At 45.2% G+C, this 15,409-nt stretch carries 13 protein-coding genes; 7 read left to right on the top strand and 6 right to left on the bottom strand.

The window, feature by feature from the left end; all coding sequences use genetic code 11:
• The first annotated feature begins 168 nt into the window (after nucleotides 1-168).
• A complete protein-coding gene (locus KXJ80_RS02155) occupies nucleotides 169-1,716 on the top strand; it encodes a POT family MFS transporter (protein ID WP_203432453.1) in 1,548 nt (515 codons plus the stop codon).
• A gap of 198 nt (nucleotides 1,717-1,914) precedes the next feature.
• Here the strand turns inward: KXJ80_RS02155 and KXJ80_RS02150 are convergent, their stop codons facing one another.
• Nucleotides 1,915-2,796 carry a LysR family transcriptional regulator gene (locus KXJ80_RS02150; RefSeq protein ID WP_218737727.1) on the bottom strand — a complete coding sequence of 294 codons (882 nt, stop codon included), beginning with the start codon at nucleotides 2,794-2,796 and terminating at the stop codon, nucleotides 1,915-1,917.
• A gap of 180 nt (nucleotides 2,797-2,976) precedes the next feature.
• Between KXJ80_RS02150 and KXJ80_RS02145 the strand changes: the two genes are divergently transcribed.
• Complete coding sequence (locus KXJ80_RS02145; RefSeq protein WP_218737726.1) at nucleotides 2,977-3,822, top strand: DUF6671 family protein; 846 nt, start codon at nucleotides 2,977-2,979, stop codon at nucleotides 3,820-3,822.
• On the top strand, nucleotides 3,819-4,790 hold the full coding sequence (locus KXJ80_RS02140; protein WP_218737725.1) for an L-threonylcarbamoyladenylate synthase: 972 nt from the start codon (nucleotides 3,819-3,821) through the stop codon (nucleotides 4,788-4,790). Before KXJ80_RS02145 ends, KXJ80_RS02140 begins: the two co-directional genes overlap by 4 nt.
• A 154-nt stretch (nucleotides 4,791-4,944) precedes the next feature.
• Here the strand turns inward: KXJ80_RS02140 and mnmE are convergent, their stop codons facing one another.
• The 5 genes from mnmE to rpmH form a co-directional block, all read right to left on the bottom strand.
• Complete coding sequence (mnmE, locus tag KXJ80_RS02135; protein WP_218737724.1) at nucleotides 4,945-6,306, bottom strand: tRNA uridine-5-carboxymethylaminomethyl(34) synthesis GTPase MnmE; 1,362 nt, start codon at nucleotides 6,304-6,306, stop codon at nucleotides 4,945-4,947.
• A 104-nt stretch (nucleotides 6,307-6,410) separates the two neighbouring features.
• Nucleotides 6,411-8,036 (bottom strand): membrane protein insertase YidC, encoded by a 1,626-nt coding sequence (gene yidC, locus KXJ80_RS02130; RefSeq protein ID WP_037429332.1) that lies wholly within the window; start codon nucleotides 8,034-8,036, stop codon nucleotides 6,411-6,413.
• A 3-nt stretch (nucleotides 8,037-8,039) separates the two neighbouring features.
• Entirely contained in the window at nucleotides 8,040-8,294 is a 255-nt protein-coding gene (gene yidD / locus KXJ80_RS02125; RefSeq protein WP_037413461.1) for a membrane protein insertion efficiency factor YidD, read from the bottom strand.
• Entirely contained in the window at nucleotides 8,261-8,617 is a 357-nt protein-coding gene (rnpA, locus tag KXJ80_RS02120) for a ribonuclease P protein component (protein WP_011070422.1), read from the bottom strand. Before rnpA ends, yidD begins: the two co-directional genes overlap by 34 nt.
• Before the next feature lie 16 nt (nucleotides 8,618-8,633).
• Nucleotides 8,634-8,771 (bottom strand): 50S ribosomal protein L34, encoded by a 138-nt coding sequence (rpmH, locus tag KXJ80_RS02115; protein WP_011070423.1) that lies wholly within the window; start codon nucleotides 8,769-8,771, stop codon nucleotides 8,634-8,636.
• Nucleotides 8,772-9,216: 445 nt separating this feature from the next.
• Here rpmH and dnaA point away from each other — a divergent pair, with 445 nt between their 5' ends.
• The 4 genes from dnaA to gyrB all read left to right on the top strand — a co-directional run bounded on the left by dnaA (nucleotide 9,217) and on the right by gyrB (nucleotide 15,398).
• Nucleotides 9,217-10,599: a chromosomal replication initiator protein DnaA gene (gene dnaA / locus KXJ80_RS02110; RefSeq protein WP_037413464.1), complete on the top strand. Its 1,383-nt coding sequence runs from the start codon at nucleotides 9,217-9,219 to the stop codon at nucleotides 10,597-10,599.
• Between the two features lie 20 nt (nucleotides 10,600-10,619).
• Nucleotides 10,620-11,720 carry a DNA polymerase III subunit beta gene (gene dnaN, locus KXJ80_RS02105; protein WP_218737723.1) on the top strand — a complete coding sequence of 367 codons (1,101 nt, stop codon included), beginning with the start codon at nucleotides 10,620-10,622 and terminating at the stop codon, nucleotides 11,718-11,720.
• Between the two features lie 161 nt (nucleotides 11,721-11,881).
• Nucleotides 11,882-12,964 (top strand): DNA replication/repair protein RecF, encoded by a 1,083-nt coding sequence (gene recF, locus KXJ80_RS02100; protein ID WP_218737722.1) that lies wholly within the window; start codon nucleotides 11,882-11,884, stop codon nucleotides 12,962-12,964.
• Between the two features lie 16 nt (nucleotides 12,965-12,980).
• Entirely contained in the window at nucleotides 12,981-15,398 is a 2,418-nt protein-coding gene (gene gyrB / locus KXJ80_RS02095; RefSeq protein WP_088586444.1) for a DNA topoisomerase (ATP-hydrolyzing) subunit B, read from the top strand.
• Nucleotides 15,399-15,409 lie beyond the last annotated feature (11 nt).

The raw sequence follows: 15,409 nt of genomic DNA, 5'->3' as shown, positions 1-15,409 counted from the left end.
TCTGTGGTCGTTAATTTTCTATTATTTTTGGGGCTTACATCTACTTAGCGTATTTTGTTGTATAAATTTAGCCAATATTGATTCGCAGTCTGTTAGTATCCTTGGCTGCAATCTTGGTTTTATACCGATAACCTTAAGTTTTTTATAACAATTATAATAGGATAACAGATGACTACACCTGTTGATGCGCCAAAATGGCCACGTCAAATCCCCTATATTATTGCCAGTGAAGCTTGTGAGCGTTTCAGCTTTTACGGCATGCGCAACATTCTAACACCTTTCTTAATGACAGCACTTTTGCTGTCCATTCCGGAGGAGCTCCGTGGCGCTGTAGCTAAGGATGTGTTCCATTCCTTTGTAATTGGTGTGTACTTTTTCCCATTATTGGGTGGCTGGATTGCGGATAGATTTTTTGGTAAGTACAACACCATTCTTTGGTTAAGCTTACTTTATTGCGTGGGCCATGCTTTTTTGGCGATTTTTGAGCACAGTGTGCAAGGTTTTTATACTGGGTTATTTTTAATTGCTTTAGGTTCTGGTGGGATAAAACCTTTAGTATCTTCCTTTATGGGCGATCAATTTGATCAGACTAATAAGTCATTGGCTCAAAAAGCCTTTGATATGTTCTACTTTACGATCAATTTTGGTTCTTTCTTCGCATCCTTATCTATGCCATTGTTACTTAAAAACTTTGGTGCCGCTGTTGCTTTCGGGATCCCCGGCGTGCTGATGTTTATAGCGACGGTATTTTTCTGGTTAGGTCGTAAGCGTTATGTGCATATGCCACCAGAACCAAAGGATCCCCATGGTTTTTTACCTGTGATCCGCAGCGCCTTGCTTACTAAAGTGGAAGGTAAGGGAAATATCGGTTTAGTGTTGGCACTAATTGGTGGGATATCTGCTGCCTATGCGCTGGTGAATATCCCAACTCTAGGAATCGTCGCGGGCCTTTGTAGTGCTATGGTGCTACTCATGGGATTTGTTGGGGCTGGCGCTTCATTACAACTTGAGCGTGCTCGAAGCTGTCATCCTGATATTGCGGTAGATGGTGTACGTTCAGTCCTTCGAATTTTGGTTTTATTTGCGTTGGTGACCCCATTTTGGTCGTTATTCGATCAAAAGGCTTCGACTTGGATTTTGCAGGCCAATGATATGGTTAAACCTTCGTGGTTTGAACCTGCAATGATGCAGGCTTTAAATCCACTGTTAGTGATGTTATTGATCCCATTCAATAACTTTGTGTTATACCCCGCGATTGAGCGTATGGGGATTAAGTTAACCGCATTACGTAAAATGGGGGCGGGTATTGCCATTACTGGATTGAGTTGGATTGTGGTGGGGACGATTCAATTGATGATGGATGGTGGTTCAGCACTTTCGATCTTCTGGCAAATTCTACCTTACGCTTTGCTGACTTTTGGTGAAGTTCTGGTTTCGGCAACAGGATTAGAGTTTGCCTATAGCCAAGCGCCTAAAGCGATGAAAGGGACAATCATGAGTTTTTGGACGCTTTCAGTTACCGTTGGTAACCTCTGGGTATTGCTTGCCAATGTGAGTGTTAAAAGTCCTGCTGTGACTGAGCAAATAATGCAAACGGGGATGAGCGTGACGGCATTCCAAATGTTTTTCTTTGCGGGTTTTGCTATTTTGGCGGCATTAGTGTTTGCACTGTATGCCCGTTCATATCAAATGCAAGATCACTACCGGCAGGTATGATTGAGCTGATATTTTTGGGATTAAGATGTTTAAATTGTGGTAATTCATTGGTTTAAGCCAATGATGCTGCAAAATGCCAGCCAATTTAAGCCTTAAATTGGCTGGCAAAACACCTCTGTTCGGGTTAATAGATGAATAAACGCTCCTGTCGCTTATGTGCAACTAAAATCAATCCCAATCGACTGATTGTTATATCAGTTACTCCATTTTTGTGCTTAACAAAGTATGTAAGATCGGTAAATCAACGTGTCTTTTAGCGGTTATGGCATAAAAACTTTCAGTCACACAATCTAAGGCCGCGTAGTTTTTCAATAGTCCCGCTTGAATCTCATCTTGTACAACCACTTCAGGTACCACGGCCACCGCACCCGAATCCCGTGCTAATAGTCTGAGCATCGCCATATCATCGACTTCTGCATAAGGGGTTAGTGAGAGACCATGTTGCTCGCAGTACAAATCAAATTGCCTACGAATATCACTGTCGGGGCCTGGTAATAGTAATTTTACTTTTGTGAGATCCTCTGGAAAGCGTAATGCATTGAATTCCACTTTATTTGGGCCGACTAAGCATACGCCTTGCTGAGCAATTAATTTACAGCGCCAAGGGGTTGAAGAGTCCGATGCCACAGGGCGATTTGAGAGGATCAAATCTAATTTATGTACACGCAATTGCTCGAGTAGATCATCAAAGTTGGATGATTTTAAAGCAAGTTTGACGTTATTTAATTTAATGACCGGGCGTAGTAAGTTTTCTTGGAAATTGCGTGAAAGGGTCGCCACTGCACCTATTCTTAGTAGCTGAAGCCTTTGGTGCTCGCCATTTTCCATAACTGAAAGCAATTCGTGGCCTAAATTAAAAATTCCTTCAGCGTACTCGAGAACGAGATGCCCAACCTCTGTCAGTAATAATGCTCGGCCTTGACGGTGAAACAGATCATGCCCTAGTTGTTCCTCTAACTGTCTGATCTGGGATGATAAAGCCGATTGTGAAATGTTTAGCCTCTGGGAGGCTCGAGTTAAATGTCCTTCTTTAGCGACAGTCCAGAAGTAATGTAGATGGTGAAAATTGAGGTTTCTCATAGAATCGTTCACTTATATAGAACGTTATGTGAATATCTATCTATTTTACATCTCATCACTGATACGGCAACAATAGCCTTCCTTATTCAGCGTCGTTATCGCTTTGTAGATAATATTGAGTAAGGCTAGGTTTGCTTAAAGTTAAGAATTGTCCCCTCACTTCAGGAGTGAGTATTCATCATGGATCATCAATCACATTATAAAATGCCAAAGCGAATTGCCCTGTTAAGCAAACATGGCAAGGCGGCACAAATTGCGCCAATTCTGTCGCCACTTGGGATTGAAATTGTCGCAACGGATGCATTTGATACCGACATGCTGGGCACCTTTTCTGGAGAAGTTGAGCGTACGCTTTCACCACTAGAGTGCGCTAAGAAAAAAGCGCGACTTGCCTGTGAGCTAACCGGTTTAGAGGCTGGGTTAGGCAGCGAAGGTAGTTTTGGGGGAGGGCCTTTGCCAGGAATAATGGATTGGGATACGGAGCTGATCGTACTGCATGATGCAAGGCAAAATATTGATATCGTAGCGAATGTATCTGGTCCGGTAAGCTTGCAAAGTTTCCAAGGGGATGATGTGAGTGCACTTAGTGCGGCGTTATCTGGTGCTGAAGAGGGTCAAGCGTGGATAGTTAAGGTTGATGGTCATACGATCAAAGGTGTAGCTAATCTAGATATGTTGCTGGCCACATTAGAAGCGATGAATCTAGGGCCTGAAAATGGTCGTTTTACTTACCCAATTGATGTCGTTCCAGACCTTCGCGCGATGCATTCTCCGCTGCGGCAGAAATATATTATTAAGGCCGCACAGCAACTGGTTGAGCGCCTTCAAACACATTGCCCACAATGTCATCAAGCGGATTTCTGGCTGCGCGATCGCATCGTGGGTTTGCCTTGCCGCGAGTGTGGTACGCCAACAGATCTCGCTAAAGCTTTTATCCGTCAATGTCTTCACTGCCAATATCAACAAATTGAAACCAAAGAGGAGAGAGTGGCAGATCCTTATCGTTGCCACTGGTGTAATCCATGAAAACAGAAAGACTTAATGCACTCAATCCTGCTGATTTACAGCGTGCAGGAGAGTTGCTAATCGCGGGCAAACTAGTAGCGGTACCGACTGAAACTGTCTATGGGCTTGCGGCGGATGCCAGCAACCCTGAAGCGGTTGAACAGATTTTTTCGGCTAAACAACGTCCTAGAAATCATCCACTCATAACTCATATTGGCAGCATCGATCAGCTTTCTCGTTGGGTTAACGTTATTCCAGATTGGGTTGCACCACTTGCCGAGGCGTTTTGGCCTGGGCCGCTGACACTTATCTTTGAGCGTCATCCCTCGGTTTCGGATGTTATAACTGGTGGATTGCCCAGTATTGCGATAAGAATGCCTGATCATCCGGTGCTTTTATCACTACTGCAACAGTTCAATATTGCCGTTGCTGCTCCATCTGCAAACTTACATAAAAAACTCAGCCCGACTAGTGCAGAGCAAGTATTGAGTGGGCTTGATGGAAGGATTGCTGCCGTACTCGATGGTGGCATTTGCAGTGTGGGTACTGAGTCGACTATTTTACGGATCAGTGAAAATCAAGCTGAGATTTTGCGAAGTGGTCCATTATCCGCGAGGGATTTTCAGCCCTACTTACCGTTCCCCGTTATTACGCCTCAATTCCATCAAGAAGCTATTTCTGGCAATATGAAAGTCCATTATCAACCTAATGCCAAAGTAGTGATTTGTGCTGCTGCTTCACTTGCAACGCAATTTTATGCAGAGCCTGAAGCTACGGGGATATTGGGATATTCTGCACAGATGGAAAATATCCATTGCCAACATAAGCTGATATTACCGAACAACCACCAAGGATATCGACAAGCACTTTATGCCTCTCTTTACGCATTAGACCTAAAGGGGATTAAAACACTTTTGGTTGAAGCGCCGCCTCGTCTTGAGGAGTGGGCTGATATTTGGGATCGATTAAACCGCGCGGCTGCGGAATAGCTTCTCTGTGGTAGGGTCCAGTTTTTTGCAAAAAAATGCCCCTCGTTAAAATGTTAACGAGGGGCATATGCTTTTTGATAGCAACCTTTTAATCATCAATAAAATATTTAAAAATCATAATGTTGATTTTAATTTATCGGATGCGTTTACTCTTTTACTTCCCGATACAGAATGAGCTGAAAATTTTGCCGAGTAGATCGTCTGAAGTAAAACGGCCTGTGATTTCAGACAGGGCGAGTTGCGCCATTCTGAGCTCTTCTGCTAACAGTTCACCTGCGAGGTAAATCTCTAATTGTTCTTTACCGAGTTGCAGATGGCTTGCGGCAACATCTAATGCTTCGAGGTGACGACGACGGGCGATAAAGCCACCTTCGAGATTACTCTGATAACCCATCAAGGATTTAAGGTGTTGCTTTAATTCCTCAACGCCAAGGCCGGTTTTGGCCGAGATCCGATACACGCTGTAACCTTTTTCTTCGGTCATGGCGAGGTTCTCACCGGTGAGATCGGCCTTATTGCGGACAACGGTCACGCCTAAATTGGCGGGGAGACGATCGATAAAATCGGGCCAAATATCGTGGGGATCGACGGCATCCGTGGTGGTGCCATCGACCATAAATAACACCCGATCGGCGCTGTTGATTTCATTCCAAGCGCGCTCGATACCGATTTGTTCAACCGTATCTGTGGTATCCCGTAAACCTGCGGTGTCGATAATATGCAGTGGCATACCATCTAAATGAATGTGTTCGCGCAGCACATCGCGAGTGGTGCCAGCTATTTCGGTCACAATGGCCGACTCTTTACCCGCGAGCGCATTAAGTAGACTGGATTTTCCGGCATTGGGGCGACCGGCAATCACCACCTTCATCCCTTCGCGGATAATCGAGCCTTGCTTGGCACTGGCTTGGACGGCGCTGAGTTTGTCGATGATTTTGTAGAGCGCGTTGGCAATTTTGCCATCACTTAAAAAGTCGACTTCTTCATCGGGGAAATCAATCGCGGCTTCGACGTATAAACGCAGATGGGTGACTTGATCCACCAGCTCATGCACTTCCTTCGAAAACTCACCTTGCAGTGATTGCAGCGCGCTTTTGGCGGCTTGTTCACTAGTGGCATCGATAAGGTCGGCAATGGCTTCGGCCTGGGTTAAGTCCAGCTTGTCGTTCATAAATGCCTGTTCGCTAAACTCACCGGGTTTGGCGATGCGAATGCCTTCGACTTCGAGCACGCGTTTGATCAGCATATCGAGGACGATTTGACCACCGTGGCCCTGCAGCTCTAATACATCTTCACCCGTGAAGGAATTAGGGCCTTTAAAAAACAGTGCGATACCTTGGTCTATCACTTGGCCTGAGGCATTTTTAAAGTCGCAGTAATCGGCGTAACGGGGTTTAGGTAAATGACCCAAAACGGCCATGGCCACATCGGTTGCCTTATCACCAGAGATTCGAATGATACCCACGCCGCCCCGTCCGGGCGCGGTGGCTTGTGCCACGATAGTGTCAGTTGTCACGGAAATACCCATTAATATCGATCAAATTACCTAAAGGAAAAGGCGGCCAATGAAGCCGCCTTTTTGAATATGCTGAGCTGTTAGCTCCTATCTAGCGCTTGGGCTTATTTTAAGCCTTTTTTCTCTAGACCTGCATAAATAATCTTCTGCTGGATGATGGCAACAATGTTACCTACTAACCAGTACAGTACCAGACCCGATGGGAACCACAGGAAGAATACGGTAAAGATCACTGGCATCCATTGCATCATCTTCACTTGCATTGGGTCCATTGTCGGTGCGATGGGTTGCATTTTTTGCATCACAAACATGGACACACCCATCAGCAGCGGCAGAATGTAGTATGGATCTTGTACTGATAAGTCGTGGATCCATAACATAAATGGTGCGTGACGCAGCTCGAAGCTCTCTAGCAATACCCAGTATAGGGCAATAAAGATTGGCATCTGTAAAATAATAGGTAAACAGCCACCCATAGGGTTAACTTTTTCCTTCTTATACAGTTCCATCATGGCTTGACCCATCTTTTGACGGTCATCGCCGAAACGCTCTTTTAGTTCCTGCAGTTTTGGCTGTAGGTTACGCATCTTAGCCATTGAGGTGTACTGCGCTTTGGTAAGCGGGAACAGTAAACCACGAACGGTTAAGGTGATCAGGATAATTGCCACACCCCAGTTACCCACAAATGATTGATAGAACATCAATAACCAGTGGATTGGAACGGCTAACCACCAAAGGAAACCGTAATCAACTACTAGGTTTAAGGTATCAGATAACGCAGATAGCGCTTTTTGATCTTTAGGGCCAACATAGAACTGTGAGCTAATTTCTTGCGTTGCACCTGGTGCAATATCATATACCGCGCCACGGAAACCAATGTTAGCTAAACCGCCAGCGCTTACACTCGAGAAAATGGTGTTGCTATCGGTTGCTGGTGGGATCCAAGCTGATACGAAGTAATGTTGCAGCATCGCCGCCCAACCACCGAGAGTCGGTTGATTGAGGTTGCTCTTGCTCATATCTTCAAACTTGTACTTTTCGTAACGTACATCTTGAGTCGAAAATGCCGCGCCACGGTAAGTTGGCATCATCATGCTGCTTTCAGATGGCTTGATGGTCTGTTTAATCTGACCGTACATCTGAACTTGCAATGGAGCAGCTGAGGTGTTGTTGATTTTGTAATCGATATCAACATTAAACTTGCCACGATGGAATACAAACACTTTTGTGTAAGTCACACCGTTATCAGCCACATAGGTCAGTGGTACTTCTAAGGTGTCTTGGCCATCGGCTAAGGTAAATTCAGTTTTGCTGGCGGCAAATGCGGCGCGACCTTTAGCACTGCTATCGATACCATCACGGCCAATTAGGCCACTCTGAGCGATATAAGTGTAATCTTTGGTTTGCTCAAGCAAAACAAATGGCTGGTCTTTACCCTGTTCCAATTTATGTGAAACCAGTGCAGCAAAAACAATATCACCACCCACAGGGTTGATTTGCACATCGAGCTGATCGGTTTTAACCGTGATTAGATTTTGCGTCGCAGCGACTGCTGCTGGCACACCAGTATCCGCTTCTGGAACATCAGCACTGTGATTAGTGGTCGCATTCGCCACTACAGACGATTCGGTTGCAACGGGTTTTGGAGCTTTGTCTGCTTGCCACTGTTGCCACAGCAAAAAGCTGACAAACAGTAGTCCTATTAGCAATATATTGCGTTGAGATTCCATAGCCTATTTATTACACCTGTCATTTTTAGGGGGGACGGGATCACTACCGCCGGGATGCAAAGGGTGACATTTTAATATGCGTTTCAATGCAAACCAACAACCTTTCGCGGTTCCGTGCACTTTTATTGCCTCAATGGCGTAATGAGAGCAAGTGGGATTGAAACGACATCGAGGTCCCAAGATTGGGCTGATGAAGATTTGATAGCCACGAATAAACGTGGTTGCTAGCCATTGTAGCGGCGACTGAGTTTGCGCCATAGCTTTTCTATCAACTTGTTGAGTTCGGCATTTTCCATTTCCATCACCCCATTTCTAACCAGCACAACAATATCAAGATGAGGAATATTGTGTTGATTGAGGCGAAAACTATCTCTGATCACTCGCTTAATGCGATTTCGCTGATTGGCACGTTTTACGTAGCGTTTAGCAACAGTAAGACCCAGACGCGGATGTTGTTCCGAATTAGGAATGGCAAGCAAGGTTATTTCAGCAGAAGATGCTTTGATGGGATTGGAAAATACAGATTTAAATTGCGCGGGAGTTAGCAAGCGTAACTCCCGCGTAAAGGTATAGCTAGTCAACTAGTTATCCACTTAATTAAGCAGATAAACGAGCGCGACCTTTCGCACGACGACGTGCAAGCACCTTACGGCCGCCTGCAGTAGCCATACGAGCGCGGAAGCCGTGAGAACGCTTGCGCTTCAGGTTGCTAGGTTGAAAAGTACGTTTACTCATGATGGCAATCCGTCTTTGTTATTAGTGAACATATCCTTATCTCCACGAATAGAGGTAAGGGTAAAAAAGAGGCCGAATTGTAATCACTTTACTTGTCCCCGTCAACAACGAAAGTCAGCAAGTGGGTTATTTCTGCCAGCGTATCCTTAGATCAACTCCCCCCACACACTATAAGATGTGGATAACTCTGTGTATGGACACTACATCTAGTAGTTAAGAGGATCTGTTAACAGATCAAAGGGGCGCCATTATAGATCAATCTAGATCGCTTAATAAAGCGGGATTTTCCCTATTTGTTGAATAAAAGGATCGAATTTGATCTTTGATGATCGAGGATGCTGACAAAGAATGATCTTGTTGGGGATAATTATTTTTTAAGGATAGCGATCCTTGAGATCTCGCTATAGAATACACCTCTTTTTGATGATCTTTTGGGGATAACTTAGTGGCGGTTTCACTTTGGCAACAATGTATCGGAAGACTGCAAGATGAGCTTTCTGCTCAGCAGTTCAGTATGTGGATCAGACCGTTACAAGCCGAAATGGATGGAGATACTTTGGTGTTATATGCGCCTAACCGCTTCGTGCTCGATTGGGTTAGGGATAAGTACATCAATATCATTAATCAGTTTTTTACTGAGCAAATGGGTAATGATGCGCCTAAGCTACGCTTCGATATCGGTAGTCGTCCGTCCGCGAAAAAGCCAGAACCTGCGCCCGTCGCAGCAGTGCGCGTACCCAATCCCCAAACTAAGGCTTCTGTTGGTACATCATTTAATACCACCGAGCCTGTTACTAACACTAACCATCGCAGCAATATCAATCCAACTTATCAATTCGATAACTTCGTTGAGGGTAAGTCAAACCAACTTGGTAAAGCGGCTGCATTGCAAGTAGCTGAAAATCCAGGCGGTGCATATAACCCACTATTCTTATATGGTGGAACTGGTCTAGGTAAGACTCACTTGTTGCACGCTGTCGGTAACGGGATCATTAAAAATAATCCCAATGCTAAAGTGGTTTATATGCATTCCGAGCGTTTTGTGCAAGACATGGTCAAAGCGCTGCAAAACAATGCGATCGAAGAATTCAAACGCTATTACCGCAGTGTCGATGCACTGTTTATCGACGATATTCAATTCTTTGCCAATAAAGACCGATCGCAGGAAGAATTTTTCCATACCTTTAACGCACTGCTTGAAGGTAACCATCAGATCATCCTGACATCGGATCGTTATCCAAAAGAGATCGACGGGGTAGAGGACAGATTAAAATCCCGCTTTGGTTGGGGCTTAACAGTTGCAATTGAACCGCCAGAGCTTGAAACTCGCGTGGCTATTTTGATGCGTAAAGCCCAAGAGAGCGGCATTAACCTGCCCGATGAAGTGGCCTTTTTTATTGCTAAGCGCTTACGTTCAAACGTACGCGAGTTAGAAGGGGCGTTAAACCGTGTGATCGCCAACGCTAACTTTACTGGTCGCCCAATAACGATTGATTTTGTGCGTGAAGCACTACGTGACCTCTTGGCACTGCAGGAAAAATTGGTCACTATAGACAACATTCAGAAAACCGTAGCTGAATACTACAAAATCAAGATGGCTGATATGTTGTCTAAGCGTCGTTCGCGCAGTGTTGCGCGCCCAAGACAAGTGGCCATGGCGTTATCCAAAGAATTAACTAACCAGAGCTTGCCGGAAATTGGTGATGCCTTTGGTGGTCGAGATCACACCACAGTGTTACATGCCTGTCGTAAGATTGCTCAGCTACGGGAAGAGAGTCACGACATTAAAGAAGATTATGCTAACTTGATTAGAACCTTATCTTCTTAAAATCAAGGAATTTGGACACTATGAAATTTTCAATTGATAGGGACGCCCTATTAAAGCCGCTTCAATTGGTTTGTGGTGCGGTAGAAAGACGCCATAACTTGCCTATTTTGGCAAATCTCCTTGTAGAAGTTAGTGGTCACTCACTCAAATTAACAGGTACTGACCTTGAAGTTGAGTTAGTCGGTCAGGCGGTTATTCATGGTGATATCGAAGAAGGTCGAACTACAGTTCCTGCTAAGAAGCTGTTAGATATCGTTAAATCCTTACCCGAGCAAAGCGAGCTTAAGGTCGAGCAGCAAGATAACAAATGGTTGTTACGCTCTGGCCGTAGCCGTTTCTCGCTGGCAACCCTGCCCGCAGAAGAATATCCCAACGTGGAAGCCTTTCAGGCGGAAATCGAATTCACCCTTAAGCAAGGCGTGCTGAAGTCTTTGATTGATGCGACCCAGTTTTCGATGGCGAACCAAGACGTTCGTTACTATCTGAATGGTTTATTGCTCGAAACCGAAGGTAATGTGCTGCGCGCCATTGCCACCGACGGTCACCGCTTAGCCTTAAGTCACAGAACCATAGATGCACAATTACCTGAAAAACAAGTGATCGTGCCCCGTAAAGGCGTGATGGAAATGGCACGTTTGTTGGAAGCCGATGATTTAGATATCACTATTGCCATTGGCGATAACGCGATTCGCGCGACCAACAGCACCACAGTCTTTACCAGTAAATTAGTCGATGGTCGTTTCCCCGATTATCGCCGCGTGTTACCTAAGGGCGGTGATAAAATCGTTATCGCCAGCCGTAACCACTTCAAGCAAGCTTTAACGCGCGCTTCTATTTTATCGAATGAGAAGTTTCGTGGTGTACGCATTCAGTTAGAGGCGGGGTTACTGAAAATCACCGCTAATAACCCAGAGCAAGAAGAAGCGGAAGAAATCATCGATGTGGATTACAACAATCAGCCACTCGAAATTGGTTTCAACGTCAGTTACTTATTGGACGTGCTCAACAACCTTAAGTCCGATGATGTGCGTATCACTTTAATCGATGGTAACTCGAGTGCTTTATTGGAAAACCACTTGGAAGAAGATTCCATGTATGTGGTTATGCCAATGCGCTTATAGTCATCCTCTTTCTACGCAGTGCCATACGCCGCTTTTTAGCGGCGTATATGTCTTCAGACCTTATCCCTTGTTGCCTTATTAACTCTAATGGATGTGAATTGCGGTATGATAACAGTCCTGAGTCTTGGCCTGAGCCGTCGATGCGGTTTGATGAGTAACGCATGAGCCTTATCCGTCTTAATATTGATTCTTTTCGCAATATTCAATTGGCGCAACTGAGCCCGAGTGAAGGGATTAATCTGATCTATGGTCAAAATGGCAGTGGCAAAACCAGTATTCTTGAGGCGATTTACTTTCTCGGGATGGGGCGTTCGTTTCGCAGCCACTTATCCCAGCGAGTCATCAATAACGACCAGGACAAACTAACCCTGTTTGCGACCTTAAATTTACCCCGCGGCGACAGTAAAATCGGTCTACGGCGTTTTCGCAGTGGCGAAACCGAAGTCAAAATTGACGGTGAAAAGGTCAAACGGCTATCGACTTTAGCTGAAACCTTGCCCATACAAGTCATCACGCCGGAAAGCTTTTCGTTATTGTTTGAAGGTCCAAAATCCCGCAGGCAATTTATTGATTGGGGCGCCTTTCATTCTGACCCACAGTTTTATATGGCGTGGGTGAATGTGAGAAGGGTTCTTAAACAACGAAATCAACTACTTAGAAATAATTCTCCCTATGATCAAATCCAATATTGGGATCGGGAGTTTGTCCGTTATACCGAGCAGGTCACCGAAATACGAAACCGTTATGTAGACTCGTTAAATGAGCTACTTAAGGGTATAATCGAGGAGTTTTTACCGCAGGTGAATGTTAAGGTTTCATTTACCCGCGGCTGGGATAGCAAAACGGATTTTGCACAACTTCTCGAATCACAATATCCCAGAGATTTGGCTACGGGTCATACCGTCAGCGGTCCCCATAAAGCTGACTTAAGACTTCGTGTAGGCACTTTGCCGGCGCAGGATGCCCTGTCCCGTGGTCAATTGAAATTATTAGTCTGTGCACTGCGTATTGCACAGGGAAAGTTGCTCAAACAACAAATAGATAAACACAGTATTTATCTTGTGGATGATCTTCCATCCGAGTTGGATGCACAGCATAGGCAGCTATTGCTGAAACAGCTAGTGGACACTGGTGCACAAGTGTTTGTGACCGCCATTGAGCCAGCAGCAATAGTCGATTCGTTACACACGCCTCCCAGTAGGATGTTCCATGTGGAACACGGACGTGTAACGGTAATTGAATAACCATTGAGAGAATAATATGTCAGAGAATAGTTACGATTCTTCGAGTATTAAGGTCCTTAAGGGCCTTGATGCAGTACGTAAGAGACCTGGGATGTATATTGGTGACACCGACGACGGTACGGGTCTACATCATATGGTGTTCGAAGTAGTCGATAACTCTATCGATGAAGCCTTAGCGGGCCATTGTACTGATATCACAATTACTATCCATGTGGATGGTTCGGTTTCTGTTAAGGATGATGGCCGTGGTATTCCGGTCTCTATCCATGAAGAAGAAGGTGTATCGGCCGCAGAAGTTATCATGACGGTTCTGCATGCTGGTGGTAAGTTCGACGATAACTCCTATAAAGTGTCAGGTGGTCTGCACGGCGTAGGTGTGTCGGTGGTCAACGCGCTTTCTAAAAAGCTGCAATTAACCATTCGCCGCGATGGTAAAGTCCACGAGCAGTTTTACACCCACGGTGTACCTGATGCGCCAATCAAAGAGATTGGTGATGCAACTAAAACGGGTACCGAAATCCGTTTCTGGCCAAGTGAGCAAACTTTCAGTGATGTTGAGTTTCACTTTGAAATCCTGGCTAAACGGGTGCGAGAACTATCGTTCCTTAACTCTGGTGTGGGGATTCGCTTAGTCGACGAGCGTGATAATAAAAACGAATTCTTTAAATACGAAGGCGGTATCAGCGCATTCGTTGATTACTTGAACCGTAATAAAACGCCGGTAAACAAAGATGTATTCCACTTTATGCAGGAGCGTGACGACGGCATTACCGTTGAAGTGGCGATGCAGTGGAACGATGGTTACCAAGAAAACATATTCTGTTTTACCAACAACATCCCGCAGCGTGACGGTGGTACTCACTTAGCCGGTTTCCGTAGTGCGTTGACACGTAACCTAAACAACTACATGGAAAACGAAGGTTATAACAAGAAAGGCAAAACCAATGCGACTGGCGATGACGCACGCGAAGGTTTAACGGCTGTTATCTCGGTTAAAGTGCCCGATCCTAAGTTCAGCTCGCAAACCAAAGACAAGCTAGTGTCTAGCGAAGTGAAAGCCGCGGTTGAACAAACCATGGGTGAAAAGCTAAATGACTATCTGCTTGAAAATCCTGCCGATGCTAAGTTAATCGTTGGTAAGATAGTGGATGCGGCTCGTGCCCGTGAAGCGGCGCGTAAAGCCCGTGAAATGACCCGTCGAAAAGGCGCGCTCGATTTAGGTGGTTTGCCTGGTAAGCTGGCGGATTGCCAAGAGAAAGACCCTGGTCTTTCAGAAATCTACATAGTGGAAGGGGACTCTGCTGGCGGTAGCGCTAAGCAGGGACGTAATCGTAAGAATCAAGCGATTCTGCCACTGAAAGGTAAAATCTTAAACGTTGAGAAAGCTCGTTTCGATAAAATGCTTTCCTCTCAAGAGGTTGCAACACTAATCACCGCACTTGGCTGTGGTATTGGTCGTGATGAATACAACCCAGATAAGACTCGCTACCACAACATCATCATCATGACGGATGCTGACGTCGACGGCTCGCACATTCGTACCTTGCTGTTGACCTTCTTCTTCCGCCAAATGCCTGAACTGATTGAACGTGGTTATGTGTATATTGCTCAGCCGCCTTTATTCAAAGTCAAGAAAGGTAAGCAAGAACAATATCTGAAAGATGAAGCAGCACTGACTCAGTATCTGACCACTCAAGCGTTAGATGGAACCAGCATTTATCCATCTCAAGGTGCGCCAGGTATGTCGGGTGAGCCATTAGAGCGTTTAGTGACGCAATACCGCGAAGTAGAGGCGATTGTTGCCCGTTTAGAGCAACGTTATCCAACGCATATCACTAATCGGATGCTTTACCACCCAATGATCAGCAATGAGATGCTGGCCGATGAAGCTAAGATGAAGGAATGGATAGACGCCTTTATTCATGAGTTGGTGGAATTAGAAAACAGCGGCGTGCTGTATTCTGGTGAGCCTGTACTCGATCCTGAGCGTAAAGTGTATCTGCCAAAGATCACCATTCGTAAACATGGTATCGACACGCATTACCTATTTAGCTATGACTTCTTCCAATCAATGGATTATCAACGTATTGCTAAGTTAGGTGCAGCCCTAGAAGGCTTGATTGAAGTCGGTGGTTATGTGCAACGTGGCGACCGAGTGAAAGAAGTTGGCAGCTTCATTGAAGCACTAGATTGGACTATTTCTGAAGCTAAACGTGGTTTATATATCCAACGTTATAAAGGATTGGGTGAGATGAACCCTGAGCAATTGTGGGAAACCACAATGGATCCTGAATCACGGCGTATGCTGCAAGTGACCATTGATGACGCCGTCGGCGCTGACCAATTGTTTACTTGCTTGATGGGCGATCAAGTAGAACCTCGTCGTGAGTTTATTGAAGCCAACGCGCTGAACGTAGCTAACTTAGACGTTTAATATCTAGACGT

The sequence above is a fragment of the Shewanella xiamenensis genome, assembly GCF_024971755.1.
Lineage (GTDB): Bacteria > Pseudomonadota > Gammaproteobacteria > Enterobacterales > Shewanellaceae > Shewanella > Shewanella xiamenensis.
The sequence above is the reverse complement of the archived record's forward strand: the minus strand, read 5'-3'. Positions and strand labels throughout refer to the sequence as shown.

Excerpts from the sequence above, each read along its gene's own strand:
- KXJ80_RS02150 (WP_218737727.1), bottom strand. The coding sequence starts at position 2,796 with ATGAGAAACCTCAATTTTCACCATCTACATTACTTCTGGACTGTCGCT.
- KXJ80_RS02140 (WP_218737725.1), top strand. The coding sequence starts at position 3,819 with ATGAAAACAGAAAGACTTAATGCACTCAATCCTGCTGATTTACAGCGT.
- KXJ80_RS02155 (WP_203432453.1), top strand. The coding sequence starts at position 169 with ATGACTACACCTGTTGATGCGCCAAAATGGCCACGTCAAATCCCCTAT.
- yidC (WP_037429332.1), bottom strand. The coding sequence starts at position 8,036 with ATGGAATCTCAACGCAATATATTGCTAATAGGACTACTGTTTGTCAGC.
- dnaN (WP_218737723.1), top strand. The coding sequence starts at position 10,620 with ATGAAATTTTCAATTGATAGGGACGCCCTATTAAAGCCGCTTCAATTG.
- rpmH (WP_011070423.1), bottom strand. The coding sequence starts at position 8,771 with ATGAGTAAACGTACTTTTCAACCTAGCAACCTGAAGCGCAAGCGTTCT.
- gyrB (WP_088586444.1), top strand. The coding sequence starts at position 12,981 with ATGTCAGAGAATAGTTACGATTCTTCGAGTATTAAGGTCCTTAAGGGC.
- KXJ80_RS02145 (WP_218737726.1), top strand. The coding sequence starts at position 2,977 with ATGGATCATCAATCACATTATAAAATGCCAAAGCGAATTGCCCTGTTA.
- yidD (WP_037413461.1), bottom strand. The coding sequence starts at position 8,294 with ATGGCGCAAACTCAGTCGCCGCTACAATGGCTAGCAACCACGTTTATT.
- recF (WP_218737722.1), top strand. The coding sequence starts at position 11,882 with ATGAGCCTTATCCGTCTTAATATTGATTCTTTTCGCAATATTCAATTG.